Below are 18,821 nucleotides of genomic sequence, written 5' to 3'. Positions count from 1 at the left end.
GGTTGTTAGAAAATCTGAACTGTGGCTAAGAGGAAGACCTCCTCCTCGCCACGGTTCATCGTCCCATGATCGTCGCCCCTGACGTCCTCGGCCTGATCGGCAACACGCCCCTCGTGCGCCTCAAGCGCGCCTCGGAGGCGACGGGCTGCGAGATCCTGGGCAAGGCCGAGTTCCTCAACGTCGGCGGGTCGATCAAGGACCGGGCGGCGCTGAGCATCATCCGCGCGGCGCGGGCCTCGGGCGCGCTGAAACCCGGCGGAACCATCGTCGAGGGCACGGCGGGCAATACGGGCGTGGGCCTGGCCCTGGTCGGGGCGGCGCTGGGCCATCCCGTCGTCATCGTCATGCCGCGCACCCAGACGGAAGAGAAGAAGCGCGCGGTGCGCCTTCACGGCGCCCGTCTGATCGAGGTCGATCCCGCGCCCTTCAGCAGCCCCAACCACTTCGTCCATTTCTCCCGTCGCCTGGCGGAGGAACTGAACGCCAGCGAGCCGAACGGCGCCTTCTACGCCGATCAGTTCGACAACCTGGCCAACCGCCTGACCCACTATGAAGGCACCGGGCCGGAAATCTGGAAACAGACCGACGGCCGCGTGGACGGCTTCATCTGCGCCGTCGGTTCGGGCGGGACCCTGGCGGGGACGGCCGCCTACCTGCGCGAACGCCAGCCGGCCGTGCGCATCGGCCTGGCCGACGTGCCGGGCGCCTCGCTCTACAGTTGGTTCACCGAGGGCGTGCTGAAAGGCGAGGGCAGTTCGATCGCCGAGGGCATCGGCGTCAACCGCATCACCGGCAACCTGGAAGGCCTGTCGGTCGATCACGCCTATCGCATCGAGGACGCCGAATTCCTGCCCATCCTGTTCGACCTGGTGAAGGAGGAGGGGCTGTCGCTCGGTCCTTCCAGCGGCGTCAACGTCGCCGGCGCGATCCGCATGGCGCGCGACCTGGGACCTGGCCACACCATCGTGACCGTGCTGTGCGATCCGGGCCAGCGCTACGCCAGCAAGATCTATGACCCCGGCTTCCTGGCCGCCCGCGGCCTGCCGAGCCCGGACTGGATGAGCCGATGAGCCGTCGCAAGGACCTCGCCGCCGACACCCGGATTCCGCCGCTCAACGCCCTCAAGGCCTTCGAGGCCGCCGCGCGTCGCCTGAACATCACTCGCGCAGCGGAAGAGCTTTCGGTCACGCCCGGCGCCGTCAGCCAGCAGATCCGCATCCTGGAAGAACACGCGGGCGCGCCCCTGTTCCATCGCGAAGGCCGCCAGATCGCCCTGACCGAACTGGGCGCCGAACTCTATCCCTTGCTGCGCGACGGCTTCGACTATCTGAAACGGGCAGGGGACCTGCTCTATCGGCCCGACCGCCGCCACGCCCTGGCCGTCAGCGTGCCGCCGTCCTTCGCCGCCAAATGGCTGGCCCCGCGCATCGCGCGCTTTTCCGCCGCCCATCCCGAGATCGAGGTCTGGATGTCGGCCGATATGCGGCTGGCCGACGTCGGCGGTGGGCGGGTCGATGTGGCCGTCCGCTACGGCCGGGGCGACTATCCGGGCGTGCGGTCCGAGCGGCTGTTGGCGGCCGACGTAACGCCGGTGTGCGCTCCATCGCTGATCACGGGCGAGAATCCCTTGCGCAGACCCGCCGACCTGGCGCGCCACGTCCTGATCCATCTGCGCCCCAGCGAACTGGAAGAACCGCGTCCGGACTGGGCCGCCTGGCTGAAGGCGCGCGACCTGACGATCATCGACGCCCAAGCAGGGCCGCGCTTCGATCAGACCGCGCTGGCCATCGAAGCTGCCGCGCACGGCCAGGGCGTGGCTCTGGCGCCATACGCCTTCGTCGCCGAGGACCTGGCGTCCGGCCGCCTCGTCGCGCCGTTCGCCGACGGGACGCTGACGACGGAGCTTGCGTATCACGTCCTGACCAAACGCACCGGCGCCTCGGCTCCAGCGAGAGCGTTCGCGGCCTGGCTGAAGCAGGAGGTCCAATCCGCAGCCGAGGCGAGCGTGGACGACCTTTGAACGGCGGAACGTGATTTTCGCCCTGACCGAACTGGGCGCCGAACTCTATCCCTTGCTGCGCGACGGCTTCGACTATCTGAAACGGGCAGGGGACCTGCTCTATCGGCCCGACCGCCGCCACGCCCTGGCCGTCAGCGTGCCGCCGTCCTTCGCCGCCAAATGGCTGGCCCCGCGCATCGCGCGCTTTTCCGCCGCCCATCCCGAGATCGAGGTCTGGATGTCGGCCGATATGCGGCTGGCCGACGTCGGCGGTGGGCGGGTCGATGTGGCCGTCCGCTACGGCCGGGGCGACTATCCGGGCGTGCGGTCCGAGCGGCTGTTGGCGGCCGACGTAACGCCGGTGTGCGCTCCATCGCTGATCACGGGCGAGAATCCCTTGCGCAGACCCGCCGACCTGGCGCGCCACGTCCTGATCCATCTGCGCCCCAGCGAACTGGAAGAACCGCGTCCGGACTGGGCCGCCTGGCTGAAGGCGCGCGACCTGACGATCATCGACGCCCAAGCAGGGCCGCGCTTCGATCAGACCGCGCTGGCCATCGAAGCTGCCGCGCACGGCCAGGGCGTGGCTCTGGCGCCATACGCCTTCGTCGCCGAGGACCTGGCGTCCGGCCGCCTCGTCGCGCCGTTCGCCGACGGGACGCTGACGACGGAGCTTGCGTATCACGTCCTGACCAAACGCACCGGCGCCTCGGCTCCAGCGAGAGCGTTCGCGGCCTGGCTGAAGCAGGAGGTCCAATCCGCAGCCGAGGCGAGCGTGGACGACCTTTGAACGGCGGAACGTGATTTTCGCCTAAGATATATTATGCGAAGAAAATATCGGATGGGTAGAGGTTCTCTGAGCCTGGCGCCCATGCGGCTGCCGCCGTCGACAGCTCGGACCATGGACATCCGATCAAGCGCCTTTTCGATAGCGAAGATCTCGTGATCGCGCTGGTTCCAAACGTATAGATAGGTCCGTCAGACCGGCCGCCGCCAAGACACGCCGCCCATGCCTACCCGGCGGGAGGCATGGGCGGCGTGAGCACGGAAGCGGTGTCGGTCTCGGCCGACAGGGTCAGGAAGGCCAGGTGAGCCTCATATCGCTCCAGCACGTCGTCGATGACCTGCTGTTTGGTGAGCCCCATCAAGTCGTAGCCGCCCGACCCCGTCTGGGTGAACACCTCGAGGCGGTAATAGACGTCGGTTTCCCGGGTCATACGGCCGCTGAACATCGGCACCGGCGCCTCGACGACGGCAACCTGATAATGGAAGGCTCGGAACCGATCCAAGGATACCCGCAGCAGGGGTTCATCAATGCCGCTGGGTCCCGGCACGGCGGTCAGTTCGACATCATATCCCTGATCGCGGAATTCGGCGGCGACGTCATCCAGGGCCGGTCGCACCGTGCGGTCCAGAAACTGCCCGACCTGGCGCAGCGACGGGAAGGCGCGCAGCCGCTCGAGCCGCTGCTTCCACGAGCGTTCGGGCAGGTGGCCGCCCGAGGGCGCGATGGTGCGTCGCCGCAGCACCTGCCCTTCCCTATCGGCCCGCTCCATCCGCAACACCTTGTAGAAGGAGGCCATCACCAAATAGGCGATGATCGTCACCGGCAGGGCGAAGATGAGGGTCGCATACTCCATCGTTCTCACGCCGCCCGCCAGCAACATCGCCACGGCCAGCAAGGCGGTCAGCAGGGCCCAGAAAATGCGAAGCCATTTCGGCCCATCGTGGGACGGGTCGGGGATGGAGGCGGAGAAGTTCGACGTCACCATGGCGCCAGAGTTGGCGCTGGTCAGGTAGAACAGCAGCCCCGAGAGCGTCGCCAGACCGATCAGAACCATAGGCCAGGGAAACATGGCCAGGAGGGCGTACCAGCCTTCCTCAGGGCTTTCCGCCGCCAGTCTGGCGAATGCGACATTGCCCTGAAGCACCTCGTAAAGGGCTGAATTGCCGAACAGGGAGACGATGAAGAAGTCGCACAGCACGGGCGCCGTGATCGCCGCGATCACGAACTCGCGCAGGGTCCGTCCGCGAGAAATCCGGGCGAGGAAAACCCCGACGAAGGGACCCCACGCCATCCAGAAGGCCCAGAAGAACAGCGTCCAGCCGCCCATCCATTCGGCCCCGCCTGGTTCATAGGCGAAGGTCTGCAGCGTGCGTTCGGGAAGGGTGAAGAAGAACCGGCCGATATTCTCGACCAAGGCGTTCAGCAGGAAGGCCGTCTGCCCGGTGAAAAGGATGTAGAGCATCATCGCCGCGGCGCTCCACAGGTTCAGCTCGGAGATCCAGCGGATGCCCCGATCCACGCCCGACGTCGTGGCTGCGATGGTCAGGGCCACCGCGACCGCGACCAGCGCGATCTGCAGCGCCAGGCCGTGCTGGAGCCCGAAGATCAGCGAGAACCCCACGCTCAGCAGAACCACGCCGATGCCCATCGAGGTCGCCACCCCGAACACCGTGCCGACCAGAGCGATGATGCTGACGCCGTCGCCCAAGGCGCCGCGCACGCGCTTGCCGAACAGCGGATAGAGGGCTGCCCGGATCGACAGCGGCATCCCCCACCGATAGGCGAAATATCCCATCGCCATGCCCAGAAGCGCATACATGGACCAGCCGGCGACGCCATAGTGGAACATCGTCCAGATGACCGCGTCCTGCCGCGCGAAGGCGGTTCCTCCCTCGCCGGAAGGTGGATTGAGGTACTGCACCACGGGGCCGGTGACCGAGTAGAACAACATGTCGATGCCCACGCCGGCCGCGAACAACATCGCCACCCAGGTCACCAGTTTGTACTGCGGCCGCGAATGGTCCGGGCCCAGGCGCACGCTGCCCTCCTTGGAAAGGGCGACCCAGAGCACGAAGCCGATCACGATGGTGACGGTCAGCACATAGTACCAGCCCAGGTTCGTCGCGATCCAATCCACGACGGTCTTCATCGTCAGGCGCGCGCTGTCGGGCATGACGATCGTCCAGATCGAAAAAACGAGGATAACGACCGACGAAATCGCCACCACGCCCCAGTTCACATGGGCCTGGCGGTCCTCGACCAACTCGGCCGGTCCCTTGCTGAGGTCGCTGCGCGAGACCGGCGCGTCGTCGTCGATGTGGGTTTCGTGACGCCGTCCCGTGCCGCCGAACCGACTGCGCTCCAACGGCGGAGGAGGCTTCGGCGCCGTCAGCTCCGGCGCTTGGTCGTGAGGCGCAGGTCCGGGTTCATTATCGGCGGCATGCTCGGACACGGACGGTCCCTCCTGCCGCGCGGCGCCTTGGCGCGTTCGACCGGTGCGCAACGGGCCGACAGATCAGACGACAAGCCCCGTCTGATCGCAAGGGCCTCGTTCAGATTGTCCGGGCAGGGCTAGCGCCAGCCTGCGTCCCTGGCCCGCGCCTCCGCAGCCCCATCGACGGTCTCGCCCGCCAGGGTCGCGTCGATGGCCGCCAGGATGACCTCGGGGGTCTCGGCGCCGGCCGTGCGAACCTCGCCGGTCGCCGGCGTCATCGGCGCCAGCGCCTGCATCGTCCAGCTGTCGTCCTGGCGGCAGGCCAGTCCGGCCAAGCCGACTTCGCCCGCCCGGAAGGTGCGGCACCAGCGGCCTTCGCCGTCCCGGAAGGTCAGACCGATAGCTCGGCCCTGGGCATCGGCCCCGTCCGCCGCCAACCGACTGTCCAGCACCCGCACCAGGCCCGCGTCCGCGAGCACGCCGCCCGACTGAATTCGCATCTCCTCACCCTCCCCGCTCAGCAGCGGCGCCAGCAGCAGGCCGCCGACGAAGGCCGCCGTCGCCAGCCCGCCCCAGAGCGCCGCGCGACGCGGCGCGAAGGCGTCGGCGAGCGCGCGTCGCACGCCGTCCAGTGGAGACGACCGCGCCGGCTCCGCCGCGCCGATCAACCGGGCCAAGGCCTGGTCGCGAGGATCGCCCTCGACGGGGAAGGCCGCGCGCGCCGCCGTGCGCAGGCCCCGCATGGCCGCCAGTCGCGCGGCCAGCTCGGGATCGGCCCGGGCCGCCGCATCGATGCGCTCGCCCTCCTCGGGCGGTAGTTCGCCGTCGATCCGGCGCATCAGGATTTCATCGTCATAGGTCATCCCGTCACTCCTTGGGCGGACAGGGTCTGGATCAGCGACTGGCGCCCGCGCACCAGTCGACTCGTCAGGGTTCCGGCCGGCACGCCCAGGACGTGGGCGGCCTCGGCGTAGGACAGGCCCTCTACCAGAACCAGTGCGACGGCGTGCTTCTGGTCGTCCGGTAAGGCCTGGATCGCGCGCCGCACCGCCAAGGCGTCCGCGCGCAGGTCTTCGTCGGCCTGGCCGGCGTCGGCCACACGCGCCGTCGCCTCGTTTTCGGGCGAGACCACCCGGTCCCAGCGCTGGGCCGAGCGCCCCTCGTCTATGGCGATCCGCCTCATGATGGTGAAGGCCCAACTGTCGAGCCGCGTCCCCGCCCTGAATTTCGAACGCCCCGCCAGCGCCCGCTCGACCGTCTTCTGGACGAGATCCTGGGCATCCGCATCGCCGGATCGCAGAACCCGCGCCAACCGGCGAAGGCGCGGAAGAAGCTCCACAAGCCCCGTCTGAAAATCGTCCACGTGCGCTCCTCGTCCGTGCGGGATGAAACGTCCGAGCCCAGGCGTTTCATCCATGGCATACACAGGCGGAATGAGACCCGATGCAAGAGCGAGCTGAAGAGCAGTGACGAGACTGAAGGTCCAGGTCGCGGGCGGGCTGGCGGCGCTACTGTTCGCGGCGGCCACGCCCTCCTGGCCCCAGATCGGGCCACTGCAGGTCCCCCGCGTCCCCGACCTGCCGTCAGGCCTCGCGGATCGGCTGCCGCTGGTCGATGATGTCGATAGCCTGGGGCGGAGGACCGTCGATCAAGCCCTGCGGGCCCCGGCGCGCGCCATAGGGTTGATCCGGCGGTCCCGCGGAGCGCTGGAGGCCGATCCCAATGGCTGGCCGGTGGTGACGGGCGAGATCGTTGCGGTCGATCTGTCGGACGCCGCCAGAACACGGGCGATCGCCGCGGGCTTCACCCTGATCCGCGAGGAGCGACTGGAGGCGCTGGACCTCTCCATCGTCGTGTTCGCGCCGCCGCGCCGCCGATCACTGGCAGGAGCCGTCGCCCAGCTGCGCGATCTGGATTCGCAAGCCGAGGTCACCTTCAATCACATCTACTCCCCGGCCGGCGCGCGCGACGCCGAACGCCCTGCCGGCGGCCGCGCCTCGCCCGGCCCTCAAGCCTCCAGCGCTCGACTGGGCCTGATCGACACCGGGGTCGACGCGGGCCATCCCGCCCTGACCGGCTCACGGATCACCCAGCGCGGCTTCGCCGGTCCGGCCCGGATTGGCGCGCATGGCACCGCCGTCGCTTCCCTCATGGTCGGGCGCAGCCACGCCTTCTCAGGCGCCCATCCGGGCGGAGACTTGCTGGCCGCCGACATCTACGGCGGTCAGGCGACCGGCGGGTCTTCGACTGGGCTCGCCCAGGCCCTTGCCTGGATTGTCGAGCAGCGGGTGCAGGTCGTGAACGTCAGCCTGGTCGGCCCGCGAAACGCCCTGGTCGAACGCGCGGTCGAACGCGCCCAGGCGCGGGGGATCACGGTCGTGGCCGCGGTCGGCAACGACGGTCCTGCCGCCCCTCCCCTCTATCCGGCGTCCTATGAGGGCGTCGTCGGCGTCACGGCGGTCAATGCGCGCAACCGCGTCCTGCCCGAAGCCGGACGAGGCCCCCAGGTCGACTTCGCCGCCCCCGGCGCCGACATGGCGGCGGCCGGACCAGCTGGAACCTGGACCAGCGTCCGGGGCGCGTCCTTCGCCTCGCCTATCGTGGCGGGATTGTTGACGGGACTGGGGGGCGACGCGACCGCCGTCCAGACCCTGTCCCGCTCGGCTCTGGATCTGGGCGATCGCGGGCGTGATCCCGTCTATGGCGCCGGTCTGGTCGGCGCCGATCTACGGGTCGCGCCATCGACGCTCGGCGCCCAAGGAAGACTGAACCGCTGAAAATCATCTTCCGCCCGGGATGAAATCCAGGCCACGGATCGTTGGATCCTGCGAGGGCGGCATAGCCCATGACACGCAGGAGACACGACCATGAAGAAGACCCTGATGACGGCCGCCGTCGCCTTCAGCCTGGCCCTGGCCGGCGCCTCGCAAGCCCAGGTTCTGGGCGGATCGGGCGGCCTGACGGGCGGGCTTGGCGGCCAGGTCGGCGGCCTGGGCGGCCATCTGGGCGGCGCGGGCTCCCTGACGGGCGGCCTGACCGGTTCGGTCGACGGGTCGATGATCCGCGAGCGCGCCGGCGGCGCCCTGTCGCGAGCCGAGCGCCGCGCTGAACAGGCCCGCGCGCGAGGCGCAGCGGCGACCGAGCGTGCTGAACACACTGCCGCCGCAGCGGCCGGTCGCACGCGCGGCGCCGCCTCCAGCGTCCTCGGGGGCGTGAACTCCGCCGCCGCCGGCGCCTATGGCTCAGCCAGCGGCGCAGCCGGGGCCGCGGCGGGATCGGTCCAGGGTCACGCGTCAGGCGCCTTCAATGGCGCGGCTTCGGCTGATGACAACGCCTTGAATGGTTCGGCTGACGGCGCGGCCTCAGGGCAAGCGGATCAAGCGGAACAACCCTCCGCCCAGCCTCGCCGGGGTGCAGAGGCCAACGCCGGAGCCAACGGCTCGGCCTCGGCGAACCGAACGATCGGCTCCGCCTCCGTAGGTTTGACGACCGGCGCCCATGTGAAGCGCAACGATTGATCTATTCAGGCTCCGTCGGCGTCTCACCGGCGGAGCCTCTTCGCGACAAGCAAGGACCTCTTGGACATCGGGCTGCCGCTAGAGAGAAAACCGACCGCTCCACCCATCGAACGCCACTTCGACATGTGGCGGAAGACGCCGCGCCAATGCATTGTAATCCAGATCAATATGCAAATTGGTCAGCACGGCTTTCGAGACCTCGGCGCGGGCGATCCAGTCCAGGGCCTGGTCCACGTGGGCGTGGGTCGGGTGCGGCGTGTAGCGCAGTGCGTCGATGATCCAGAGGTCAGCGCCGCGTACCGCCTCCAGCGCGGCGTCGTCCAGGTCGGACACGTCGCTGGAATAGGCGACCGGCCCCAGGCGATAGCCGACCGAACGGATAGGGCCATGGGCCTGGTCGAAGGTCGTGACCGGAACGGCGCCGCCGGGCCCTTCCACCGTCCAGGGCTGGCCGTGCGGCGGGATGCGGTGCGCCTCGACGATGGCCGGATAGCCGTGATGGCTCTCGAAGATGTAGTCGAACCGGCGCGTCAGGACGTGCTGGGTCGCGGCGTCCATCCAGGCGGGGATGCGCCGGCGCGCGTGGACGGCGAAGACGCGCAGGTCGTCGATCCCGTGGGTCTGGTCGGCGTGGTCGTGGGTATAGAGGACGGCGTCGACGTGGCTGACCCGGGCGGCCAGCATCTGCTGGCGGAAGTCGGGCGAGGTGTCGATCACCACATTGGTCTGGCCGTCCGGACCGTGGCGACGCGCCAGCATGGAGCATCGGGTCCGTCGGTTGCGGGGCTCGGCCGGGTCGCAGTCGCCCCAGTCGCCGTCGCCGCGCGGCACACCGCCCGACGAGCCGCAGCCCAGGATGACGACCTCCAGCGCGCCCGGCTCGCTCATTCGGCGGGCCTGGGAATGCGGTCGAACAGGTCGAAGAAGGCGTCGGTCGTCAGCCGGTCGGCCTGTTCCGGCGTCCAGCCCCGGATTTCGGCCAGCTTCTCCAGCACCAGGCCGACATAGGCGGGCTCGTTGCGGCGGCCGCGATGCGGCACAGGCGCCAGATAGGGGCAATCGGTCTCGACGATGATGCGGTCTTCGGGCATGCGACGGATGACCTCCCTCACCTCCTCCGCCGCCTTGAAGGTGGCGATGCCGGAAACCGAGAACCAGGCGCCCAGTTCCATAACGGTTTCAGCCAATTCCAGGCCGCTGGTGTAGCAGTGCATCAGGAGCTTGAACGGCGCGCGTCCGTGCTCTTCACTCAGGATGTCGGCCATGACGGCGTCGGCCTCGCGCGTGTGGATCACCAGAGGCAGGCCGGTGCGGCGCGCCGCCTCGATGTGCTGGCGAAAGACCGTCGCCTGCACGTCGCGCGGGCTCAGGTCGTAGTGGAAGTCCAGGCCGCATTCGCCAATGCCGATGACGCGCGGCCGGTCCGCCAGTTCGACCAGGCGGTCGGCGGTCAGGTCGGCGTAATCCTTGGCCTCGTGCGGATGGACCCCGACCGTGCACCAGATGTCGGCGTTGGCCATGGCCAGGGCGTGGGTCGCCTCGAAGGTCGACAGCTTGTCGGAAATCTCGACCATCAGCCGCACGCCCGCCTGGCGCGCGCGGTCGATCACCGCTTCGCGATCCTCGTCGAACTGGGGAGCGTGAAGGTTGACGTGGCTGTCGATGAGCATTTCAGGCGGCGGCTTTCGTGCGGGCGATGTCGGCCAGGGCTCCGGCCAGGACGTCCCCCTTATCAAGATTCAGCCCGACCGCACGATCCGGCAGCTCGGACAGCCGTCCCCACAACTCGGCCCAGCGCGCGCCCTCGCGGCCGCCGGATTCGACGGCGCGACGCTTCACCGCCGCGATCAGCCGATCCATCAGGGCCTCGAAGCGCGCCTGGCCTTCGGCCCCGCGAAAGCCGTCGGCGACGGCCAGTTGTTCGGCGCGGTCGACGTCGGGGCCATCGACCCAGGCGCGGGCCATGCGATCGACCTCGGACATGGCGCCGGAGGCCAGTTCCAGCGCCGCGCCGGGCGAACCGCCGGCCATGCGCGCGGCCTCGGCGGCTTCATGGTCGGATGCGCCGGCGCGTTGGCGGACCAACTCGGCCAGCCGGTCTTCCGACCACACCGGGAAGGTCAGGCGGCGGCATCGCGAGCGGATCGTGGCCAACAGACGGCCCGGCGCATGGGTGACCAGGAAGAGGACGCCGCTTTCAGGCGGCTCCTCAAGAATCTTCAGCAAGGCGTTGGCGGCATTGATATTCAGGTCATCCGCCGCATCAATGATGGCGACGCGGTGCGGGGCTTGCGAGGGGCTCTTGGCGAAGAACTCCGGAAGGCCGCGCGCCTGGTCGACCGAAATGGCCCGCTTCAGCTTGCCGCCTTCGACCGCGCGCTCAAGCACCAGCAGGTCCGGGTGGGCCTGGGCCGAGACCAATCGGCTGACCGGGTCGTGCGGCGCGGCGCCCAGCGGGCCACGCGACGGGTCCGGCGCGGCGCCCAGCAGGCGACGCGCAGCGCGATAGGCGAAGCTGGCCTTGCCCGAACCCTCGACCCCGCACAGCAGCCAGGCATGGTGCAGCCGCCCGCGGTTCAGGGCGTCCAGAAAGGCTTCCTCGGCCTGGATGTCAGCGATCAGGTCGAAACGGTCGCGCGGATGCTCGCTCAAAGCAGCCGCTCCTCCACCACGGCCCACAGCCGCGCCGAGACCTCCTCGACCTCGCCGGTCGCGTCGATGACCACGCAGCGCTCGGGGTGGCGCCGCGCAACATCAAGGAAGCCGTCGCGCAGCTTCTGATGGAAGGCCAGACCCTTGGATTCGAAACGGGTTTCGAACAGACCGCGTCCGAAGGCCCGGTCCAGGCCGACCTCGACCGGGATGTCGAACACCAGGGTCAGGTCCGGCTGGTCGCCATTGACCACGGCCTCGTCCAGCGCCTCGATCAGGCTTTCCGGCGCGCCGCCGCCCGCGCCCTGATACACGCGGCTGGAATCGGCGAAGCGGTCGCAGACGACCCAGCGGCCATCATCAAGGGCAGGCCGAATCGTCCGCTCCAGATGGTCCGAGCGCGCGGCGTACATCAGCAGGGTCTCGGTGCGCGGGGACCAGCGGTCCGCCTCGCCCGAGACGGCGATGCCCCGAATCTCCTCGGCGCCGGGCGATCCGCCCGGTTCGCGGGTCTGAACGACGTCGAGACCGCGCGCGCGCAGGCGTTCGACCAGCAGGCGCGCCTGGGTCGTCTTGCCGGCCCCCTCGCCGCCTTCGAAAGTGATGAATCTGCCTCGCTGCACCTGCGCACAATGGCGAGCGGCGCGCCGGAAGCAAGCCCGTTCAGCCGCCTATCAACAGGGCGTCGTCAAAGCCGCGCGCCACCACGGCCTGACGGGCTCTTTCCGCCGCGCCGGCGTCGGGCCACGGACCGACCACGACGCGGAACAGGGGACGCCCGTCGCGATCGATGTTCTGAACCACGGCTCGGTCGCCGAGTCGGCGCGCGACCCGGTCGGCGCCGCGACGGTCAGAGAAGGCGCCGGCCTGGACCCAATAGCTGTTCGTCGCCGCAGCCGCCGTCGTCGCCTCATAATAGGGGCGAGGTCCCGCCTCGGCCTGACGCATCGGAGGCTGCGGCTGAACCGGAGTCGCGGCTTCGGCCTGGCGCAGGGCCGTGCCCCCACCCTGGCGCGGCGCGCGGCCGACATAGCGGACCCGCACCTCGCCCACGCCCTGGTTCAGAAGGCCGAGTTCCTCAGCGGCTCCGCGCGACAGGTCGATGATCCGCCCATCGACGAACGGACCGCGATCATTGACGCGCAGGATGACGCGGCGCCCGTTGGCGCGGTTCGTCACCTCGACCAGGCTGGGCAGGGGCAGCGTCTTGTGAGCGGCGGTCAGGGCGTTCATGTCGAACCGCTCGCCGGTCGATGTCGGCCGCCCGTGATGATAGCCGCCGTACCAGGACGCCTGCCCCACCTCGTCGTAGTTCGGCTGTTCCTGCGGATGATACCAGCGCCCGCGGATCTGATAGGGGCGCATAGTGCCCGAAACGATCGGCGCGGGATCAGTCACGACCGGGGCGGCCAGGGGCGTATCGCGCCCTGCCCCGCCCTTGCCGCCCAGGCTGGCGCAGGCCGCCAGGGTCGAGAAGGCGGCGGCGATCATCGCGCCCTTCAGCAGCCTCGCCCACATGTTCTCTTACTCCAGCCGACTGTACGCCGGGACAGTCTAAGCGGCGGAGGTTTCCGGTTTGGTTAACGTCCCGTTTGCGCGTATGGCGTCCGGTTAGGGCGGTCCTCCGGCCCGACGTCAGAAATCGAGTGCCTTGCCTACCTCCCCTTACAAGACGCGCGTCGGGGTTTTCCTGCTCGCCACCCTGTGCTGCGTGCTGTGGGGCAGCGCCTTTCCAGCCATCAAGAGTGGTTACGCCCTGCTGCAGATCGGCCCCGCCGATCTCGCAGACCAAGTGCTGTTCGCGGGTTGGCGCTTCGCCCTGGCGGGGCTGATCCTGCTGACCGTCGCCATGGCGTTGAAGAAGCCGGTGCTGGCGATGAACCGCCGTCAGGCCGGCGAGGTCGCCCTGCTGGGCCTGACCCAGACCACGATCCAGTATGTCTTCTTCTACGTCGGCCTGGCGCATGCCTCGGGCGTCAAGGCGTCGATCATGAATGCCACGGTCGTCTTCTTCAGCGTCGTCCTGGCTCACTTCATCTATGCGGACGATCGGCTGAACGGACGCAAGGCGATGGGCTGTTTGATCGGTTTCCTGGGCGTGGTCGTGGTCAACCTCGGCGGCGGCACGGGATTCGGATTTGACTTCACCTTCCTGGGCGAAGGCTTCCTGGTCATCGCCGCCTTCGTGCTGGCGGCGGCCACCATCTTCGGCAAGCGCCTGTCGTGCAGCGTCGACCCCATGGTCATGACCGGGTGGCAACTGCTGATCGGCGGCCTGATCCTGACCGGCGGGGGGATGGCCGGCGGCGCGCATCTGCAGGCCCTGGATCTGGGTTCGGGCGCCCTGCTCCTCTATCTCGCCCTGCTTTCCTCCACCGCCTTCGCGGTGTGGAGTCTGCTGCTGAAGCACAACCCCGTGGGTCTGATCGCGGCCTTCAACTTCCTGATCCCGGTCTTCGGCGTCTCCCTGTCCGCCGTCTTCCTGGGCGAGTCCGTGCTTCGCTGGAGCTATCTGATCGCCCTCGTCCTGGTCTGCGGCGGCATCTGGCTGGTCACCCGCACGAGCGCCCGCCGCGCCTGACGCTTTCCGCTTGGGTCGCGCCCGCCTTGCCGCTATGCACGAGCGACCGCGACCCGACTCGCGCGGGACAGGTGGCCGAGTGGTTTAAGGCAGCGGTCTTGAAAACCGCCGTAGGTGGAAGCCTACCGTGGGTTCGAATCCCACCCTGTCCGCCACGCCGATATTCACCGGCTGGCGGCCCCCGCCGCGCAGGCCGGTTGTCAGCCTCTCAGTTCCTCTCCGATCCGCAAACTCTCCAGGTCTCGGCCGAGGGTGGCCGCGGCGAGGAGGCGGTCGGCGGCTTCGAAGCGCACGGTGGCGTCGGCCTGCGGGATCGATCCATCGATGCGGACGGCGTCCCAAGCCCGCGCATGGCCGACGTAGCGGATCGCCTGGTCGTAGTGCTGGCTCCAGAAGAAAGGGGCGTCAGTCAGTTCGCGGGTTTCGCCCAGCATGTTGAGGGCGGCGACCTGACCCTGGCGTTCGGCCACGACCCAGTGTTCGATGCGCAGGCCCTCGTCGGCCGTCGGTCCCGGATAGCAGGCGATGTCCCCGGCGGCGTAGATTCCCGGATGACTGGCGCGCATGCCGCGATCCACGATCACCCCGCCGTCGACCGCCAGTCCAGCGTCGACGGCCAGTTGGAGCCGTGGCCGGACTCCGACGCCCAGGACCACGAAATCCGCGTCCAGACGAGCGCCGTCGGCCAGGGTCACGGCCTCGCCGTCGAAGGAGACCGCCGTCGTGCCGAGGTGGAAGCGCACGCCCCTGCTCTCATGCAAACTCCTCACGAAAGCGCCGAGGTCCGGCCCCATGATGCGCTCCAGCGGCATGGCTTCCGGGGCGACGACGTGGACTTCCAGCCCGCGCGTCCGCAGTGACGCGGCAGCCTCCAGGCCAATGAAGCTGGCGCCCACGATCACCACGCGTCGCGCCCGATCCGCCGCGGCGATGATGGTCCGGGCGTCGGCCAGGGAACGCAGCACATGGACGTTCTCGCGATCGAAGCCGGGCGTCTTCAGCCTGATGGGCTCGGCGCCGGTCGCCAGAAGCAGAGCGTCGTAGCCAATGCGTTCGCCGCTCACCCCGATCGCCTGCTTCGCCTCAAGGTCCAGCCGCGCGACCTCGAACCCCAGGCGCAGATCAATGTCATGATCGGCGTAGAACGCCGTCGGCTTGAGCGGAATCCAGTCTTCGGGCGCGGTCCCGGCCAGATAGTCCTTCGACAGATTGGGCCGGTCGCAGGGCGGTTCCGAATCCGCGCTCAGCAGAGTCAGCACGCCGTGATAGCCCCGTCGGCGCAACATTTCCGCAGCGGCGAAACCGGCTGCGCCGCCGCCCACGATGACGATGCGGCCCGGATGGTCCCCTTGCGCGGGCGCTGCAGGAAGGGGGGCGGCCTCTCGCGTCCGCACGAACACCAGGTCGCCTTCGATCTCGACGCGCCAGCGGTCCAGCGGACTGATGGCGGGCGCGGTCAGGGCTTCGCCGCTGCGCAGGTCAAAGCAGGCATGATGCCAAGGGCAGCGCACGGTGTCGCCGACCGCCAGCCCCTCGGTCAGGGGACCGCCGTAGTGGGTGCAGGTCGCGCTGACCGCCCAGAAGCCGTCGGCCCGCCGCGCCAGGAGAACGGGCTCGCCTCCGACGTGACCCGCTAGAACCCCCTGCCCCGGCGCGTCCGCAATCGGGACGCCCCGGCTGAAATCCGGCCCTGAAGCCTCCGTCCGTGACGCATCCATGTCCGCGCTCCTGCCGTCCAGAGACATTGGATGCGCGACTGGGCGGAAGGTTCCGGCAACCTCGGCGCAAGGCGCCCAACTGATTCCGCCACGGCCTTTGCCTCAGTGACCGCCGCCGAAGCGGATGCGCACCCCGCCGTTGACGGTAAAGCCGTCGGTCGGGCCCCAGGCCTCGGTCGTCCAGCGGCCGTCGTTCGCGCGCTGCGGCAACAACAGGGGGTGATGCCTGGTCACCCGCTCGTTCAACAGGTTCTCGGCGTTCACGAACAGGCTGTAGCGGCCCAGGATGATCTCGCCCAACAGGCCCACCTCCAGATAGGAGGGGCTTTCGCGGCGGTAAGGGTTGTCCTCCAGCGCCTGCTTGCCGGTGTAATAGACCTCCAGCCCCAGACGGCCCCGGTCGTGCTCCTCCCACATGGCGACGAAGCCGGCGGTGTGGCGCGGGGTGACGGGCGCAGCGCGGCGCGACAGGCCGTCGTCCTGCGGCTCGGTCGCGTCGACGAAGACATAGCTGCCGGTCACGGTGAAGGGCGCGCGGCGATAGCGCAGCAGGGCCTCCAACCCGCGCGTGCGGGTCACGCCGTCGACATTGATCAGGCGGATGCGATCCGGTCCGTCGTCCACCGCGCGCACGGCGTCGTCCAGGTCCGAGCCGAACAGGGTCACGCTGGCCTCGATCGGCCCCTGGCGATAGCCGACGTCCAGCGAGGCGGTGCGGGCGACCTCCTCCTTCAGACCTTCCAGCTGGCGCAGGCGCGACAAGCCGGTCGCCTCGGTCACGTCGACGAAGGGCGTGGGGGCGAAGAAGCCCTGCCCCGCCGAGGCGCGCACCGTCCAGCGGCCGGGACGGTACAGCAGCGACAGGCGCGGGCTGACCTGGCCTCCGTATTCGCTGTGGTGGTCGAAACGGGCGCTGCCGGCCAGGGTCAGTTCGGGGCTGAATTCGTGCTCGACCTGGGCGAAGACGCCGGGGACGGTGTAGGTGTAGTCGAAGCCGGAGAAGGTCCGGCTGTCATAGCCGTCGACCTGAACCGCCGCCCCGGCCAGCCAGGTCGTGGCGCCAATTTCCGAGCCGTAGGCGGCTTCCAGAAAACCCGTGTCGTGCCGGTCCTTCTCGAACACGTCGCCGAAGCGATGATCGTGGCCTTGCGTCATGGCCGAGGCGCGCAAGTGAAGCGTGCCGGTCCCGACTGGCAGGCTGGCGACCAGGCCGGCGTCGAAGCGGTCGGTGTCCTGGGCCTGGACGAAGGGGCGGCCGTCGGGCGCAACGCGGCCCGGCTCGGTTCCGCCGCTGCGGGTCTCGGTCATGGCGCCGAAGGTGACGAAGGCCTCGCCGCCGTTCTCACCCTGCCAGAACAGGCGCGGACGCACGGACCAGCGCTCATAGGCGGCGATGTCGCTCCAGCCGTCGCGGTCCAGGTCCTGACGGCTCTGACGGTGATAGCCGCCGACCAGCGACTGGCCCCAGGCGCCCTTGAAGGGCGTCGAGGCGTAGGCGGTCAGATCCTGTCCGTCGCGGCTGGTGAGATTGGCCAGAACCTCGACCTCGGCTTCGTCACCCGGGCGGCGCGACACCAGATTGATGACCCCGCCCAGCGCCGAGGGGCCATAGAGGGCCGAGGCGGCGCCCTTGATCACCTCGACCTGGCGCAGGTCGGTCGGCGGAATCTGCAGCACGCCGAGCGACGAGGCCTGACCGCCGTACAGGGGCAGGCCGTCGGCCAGCAGCTGGGTGTAGCGGCCGCTCATCCCCTGCATGCGGATGCTGGCGGCGCCCAGGGCCGGCGAGGTCGTCTGCACCCGAACCCCGCCGGTCTCGTTGACCAGCATGGCGATGCTGCCGGGGGTCATCAGCAGCTTTTCCTCGATCTCCTCCCGGCCAATGACCTCGACGCGGATCGGCTCGTCCTGGATGCGGCGACCCGAGCGAGTGGCCTGGACGATGACATCCTCGACCTCGGCCGCCTCCTCATGATGAGCCTCCTGCGCCAAAGCCGGCGCCGCGGCCGTCGAAAGAAGGGCGGCGACGGCCGCCGGGATCACATCGCGGCCATGAGACGACACGAAGAATGAAGACACGCAGCCTCCGGAACTGTCAGGAAATCAGACATGGAATAGGGCTCAGACGACCGGCTTGTGCCGGGATTCCCTCCTGACCAGGAGCATGGCCTTTGTCGCCAGACAACGCAGCGTTCAGGTGCTCGATGCGCGCGCCGCCTTTCCAAGCGTGTTCGCCAGAAACCTGCCGGCGGCCGCCGCCCCGTTCGCCGACAATTCATGACCCCGGCCGGCGTCCCAGAAGGTCTCGACCGGCGCCCCGAGTTCAGCCAGGGCCGTGGCGGCGGCCTGACTTTCGGCGATCGGCATGATCCTGTCCGCCGACCCATGAATCAGCATGACGGGCGTTGTGGTGGGACGCCACGGCTTCGGACTGGCCAATCGCCCCGAAAAGCCCACGACGGCGCCCGGGCGCCATCTGCCGGACACCAGGGCGTCCAGAGCCATGATCGTCCCCTGGGAAAACCCGACAAACGCCACTCGATCGAGATGATCGGACAGGCCATGGTCGGCGATCAGGCGTTCAAGGACGGAATCGAAAGCGGGCCGCGCCGCAACGATCCGATCCGCCCGATTGCCGGACGTCACTCCGGCGACGCTGAACCACTGCCGACCGGCGCCGCCCTGATCGAAGGGATAGGGTCCATCCGGCGCCGCAAAGGCGGCTTCCGGAAGGACATCCGCCCAGCCTCGCGCCAGGGGCGCAAGAGACGCGCCGGTGGCGCCGACGCCATGCAGGAAAACGACCAGGACTTCGTTCATCGGGGGCCTTCCAAAATCGTCCCGCGCCGACCGTCAAATTCCATCCCCCGCAGCAAGGTTCCCATAAGGGGATGCGCCGCAATCGTGGAAAGGCCGTAGAACCGGCAGCGTTGCCGCGCGCTAGGGCGCCATCGCGGGCGCCTATCGGCCGCTGGGCAGACGCATCAACGGACCGCTAGGGACGCGGGCGACATCTTCGCCCTCTGTGACGACCAGCGGCCAAGGCTTCGTCAAGGCCGCGTCCGGCGTCCAGACGGCCACAACGACGGCAAAGGCGGGGCGCTGTGAATACTTTTGGGGCCGGATCCCCTG

17 protein-coding genes and 1 tRNA gene are annotated in these 18,821 nt (G+C 69.0%); 7 read left to right on the top strand and 11 right to left on the bottom strand.

The window, feature by feature from the left end; all coding sequences use genetic code 11:
- Positions 1 to 65 precede the first annotated feature (65 nt).
- From D8I30_RS12505 to D8I30_RS12495, 3 genes are read left to right on the top strand one after another with little or no spacing between them, the layout of a single operon-like run.
- Positions 66 to 1,070: a cysteine synthase A gene (locus D8I30_RS12505; RefSeq protein WP_121483035.1), complete on the top strand. Its 1,005-nt coding sequence runs from the start codon at positions 66 to 68 to the stop codon at positions 1,068 to 1,070.
- Positions 1,067 to 2,020, top strand: a complete 954-nt coding sequence (gcvA, locus tag D8I30_RS12500; RefSeq protein ID WP_121483034.1) for a transcriptional regulator GcvA — start codon at positions 1,067 to 1,069, stop codon at positions 2,018 to 2,020. The genes D8I30_RS12505 and gcvA overlap by 4 nt, the downstream gene beginning before the upstream one ends.
- 10 nt (positions 2,021 to 2,030) lie before the next feature.
- Positions 2,031 to 2,789, top strand: a complete 759-nt coding sequence (locus D8I30_RS12495; RefSeq protein WP_121483033.1) for a LysR substrate-binding domain-containing protein — start codon at positions 2,031 to 2,033, stop codon at positions 2,787 to 2,789.
- Between the two features lie 223 nt (positions 2,790 to 3,012).
- Here the strand turns inward: D8I30_RS12495 and betT are convergent, their stop codons facing one another.
- From betT to D8I30_RS12480, 3 genes are all read right to left on the bottom strand, one after another.
- The gene (betT, locus tag D8I30_RS12490; RefSeq protein ID WP_121483032.1) at positions 3,013 to 5,238 is read right to left on the bottom strand and encodes a choline BCCT transporter BetT; all 2,226 of its coding nucleotides are present in this window, start codon (positions 5,236 to 5,238) and stop codon (positions 3,013 to 3,015) included.
- Positions 5,239 to 5,357: 119 nt separating this feature from the next.
- Complete coding sequence (locus D8I30_RS12485; protein WP_121483031.1) at positions 5,358 to 6,083, bottom strand: hypothetical protein; 726 nt, start codon at positions 6,081 to 6,083, stop codon at positions 5,358 to 5,360.
- Positions 6,080 to 6,583 carry an RNA polymerase sigma factor gene (locus D8I30_RS12480; RefSeq protein WP_240387241.1) on the bottom strand — a complete coding sequence of 168 codons (504 nt, stop codon included), beginning with the start codon at positions 6,581 to 6,583 and terminating at the stop codon, positions 6,080 to 6,082. The genes D8I30_RS12485 and D8I30_RS12480 overlap by 4 nt, the downstream gene beginning before the upstream one ends.
- 103 nt (positions 6,584 to 6,686) lie before the next feature.
- Between D8I30_RS12480 and D8I30_RS12475 the strand changes: the two genes are divergently transcribed.
- Together D8I30_RS12475 and D8I30_RS12470 are read left to right on the top strand one after the other, a co-directional pair.
- The gene (locus D8I30_RS12475; protein WP_240387240.1) at positions 6,687 to 7,997 is read left to right on the top strand and encodes a S8 family serine peptidase; all 1,311 of its coding nucleotides are present in this window, start codon (positions 6,687 to 6,689) and stop codon (positions 7,995 to 7,997) included.
- Between the two features lie 90 nt (positions 7,998 to 8,087).
- On the top strand, positions 8,088 to 8,738 hold the full coding sequence (locus D8I30_RS12470) for a hypothetical protein (RefSeq protein WP_121483030.1): 651 nt from the start codon (positions 8,088 to 8,090) through the stop codon (positions 8,736 to 8,738).
- Positions 8,739 to 8,816: 78 nt separating this feature from the next.
- Here the strand turns inward: D8I30_RS12470 and D8I30_RS12465 are convergent, their stop codons facing one another.
- From D8I30_RS12465 to D8I30_RS12445, 5 genes are read right to left on the bottom strand one after another with little or no spacing between them, the layout of a single operon-like run.
- Positions 8,817 to 9,626: an MBL fold metallo-hydrolase gene (locus D8I30_RS12465; protein WP_121483029.1), complete on the bottom strand. Its 810-nt coding sequence runs from the start codon at positions 9,624 to 9,626 to the stop codon at positions 8,817 to 8,819.
- Positions 9,623 to 10,408 carry a TatD family hydrolase gene (locus tag D8I30_RS12460; protein WP_121483028.1) on the bottom strand — a complete coding sequence of 262 codons (786 nt, stop codon included), beginning with the start codon at positions 10,406 to 10,408 and terminating at the stop codon, positions 9,623 to 9,625. The genes D8I30_RS12465 and D8I30_RS12460 overlap by 4 nt, the downstream gene beginning before the upstream one ends.
- Before the next feature lies 1 nt (position 10,409).
- Complete coding sequence (locus tag D8I30_RS12455; RefSeq protein WP_121483027.1) at positions 10,410 to 11,390, bottom strand: DNA polymerase III subunit delta'; 981 nt, start codon at positions 11,388 to 11,390, stop codon at positions 10,410 to 10,412.
- Positions 11,387 to 12,013 carry a dTMP kinase gene (gene tmk / locus D8I30_RS12450; protein ID WP_121483026.1) on the bottom strand — a complete coding sequence of 209 codons (627 nt, stop codon included), beginning with the start codon at positions 12,011 to 12,013 and terminating at the stop codon, positions 11,387 to 11,389. The genes D8I30_RS12455 and tmk overlap by 4 nt, the downstream gene beginning before the upstream one ends.
- A 40-nt stretch (positions 12,014 to 12,053) precedes the next feature.
- Positions 12,054 to 12,908: a septal ring lytic transglycosylase RlpA family protein gene (locus tag D8I30_RS12445; RefSeq protein WP_121483025.1), complete on the bottom strand. Its 855-nt coding sequence runs from the start codon at positions 12,906 to 12,908 to the stop codon at positions 12,054 to 12,056.
- Between the two features lie 133 nt (positions 12,909 to 13,041).
- Between D8I30_RS12445 and D8I30_RS12440 the strand changes: the two genes are divergently transcribed.
- Positions 13,042 to 13,971, top strand: a complete 930-nt coding sequence (locus tag D8I30_RS12440) for a DMT family transporter (protein WP_121483024.1) — start codon at positions 13,042 to 13,044, stop codon at positions 13,969 to 13,971.
- A gap of 65 nt (positions 13,972 to 14,036) precedes the next feature.
- Positions 14,037 to 14,126: transfer RNA gene (locus D8I30_RS12435), tRNA-Ser, on the top strand.
- A 45-nt stretch (positions 14,127 to 14,171) separates the two neighbouring features.
- On the opposite strand, the gene D8I30_RS12430 is transcribed toward D8I30_RS12435, so the two are convergent.
- The 3 genes from D8I30_RS12430 to D8I30_RS12420 form a co-directional block, all read right to left on the bottom strand.
- Positions 14,172 to 15,689: an FAD-dependent oxidoreductase gene (locus tag D8I30_RS12430; RefSeq protein WP_121483023.1), complete on the bottom strand. Its 1,518-nt coding sequence runs from the start codon at positions 15,687 to 15,689 to the stop codon at positions 14,172 to 14,174.
- A 102-nt stretch (positions 15,690 to 15,791) separates the two neighbouring features.
- Positions 15,792 to 17,768, bottom strand: coding sequence for a TonB-dependent receptor plug domain-containing protein (locus D8I30_RS12425; protein ID WP_240387239.1), 1,977 nt, complete (start codon positions 17,766 to 17,768; stop codon positions 15,792 to 15,794).
- Between the two features lie 114 nt (positions 17,769 to 17,882).
- A complete protein-coding gene (locus D8I30_RS12420) occupies positions 17,883 to 18,509 on the bottom strand; it encodes an alpha/beta hydrolase (protein WP_121483022.1) in 627 nt (208 codons plus the stop codon).
- Positions 18,510 to 18,821 lie beyond the last annotated feature (312 nt).

The organism is Brevundimonas naejangsanensis, from assembly GCF_003627995.1.
In the GTDB taxonomy this organism is placed as follows: Bacteria; Pseudomonadota; Alphaproteobacteria; order Caulobacterales; family Caulobacteraceae; genus Brevundimonas; species Brevundimonas naejangsanensis_B.
This window is presented reverse-complemented; position numbering and strand designations above follow the sequence as displayed.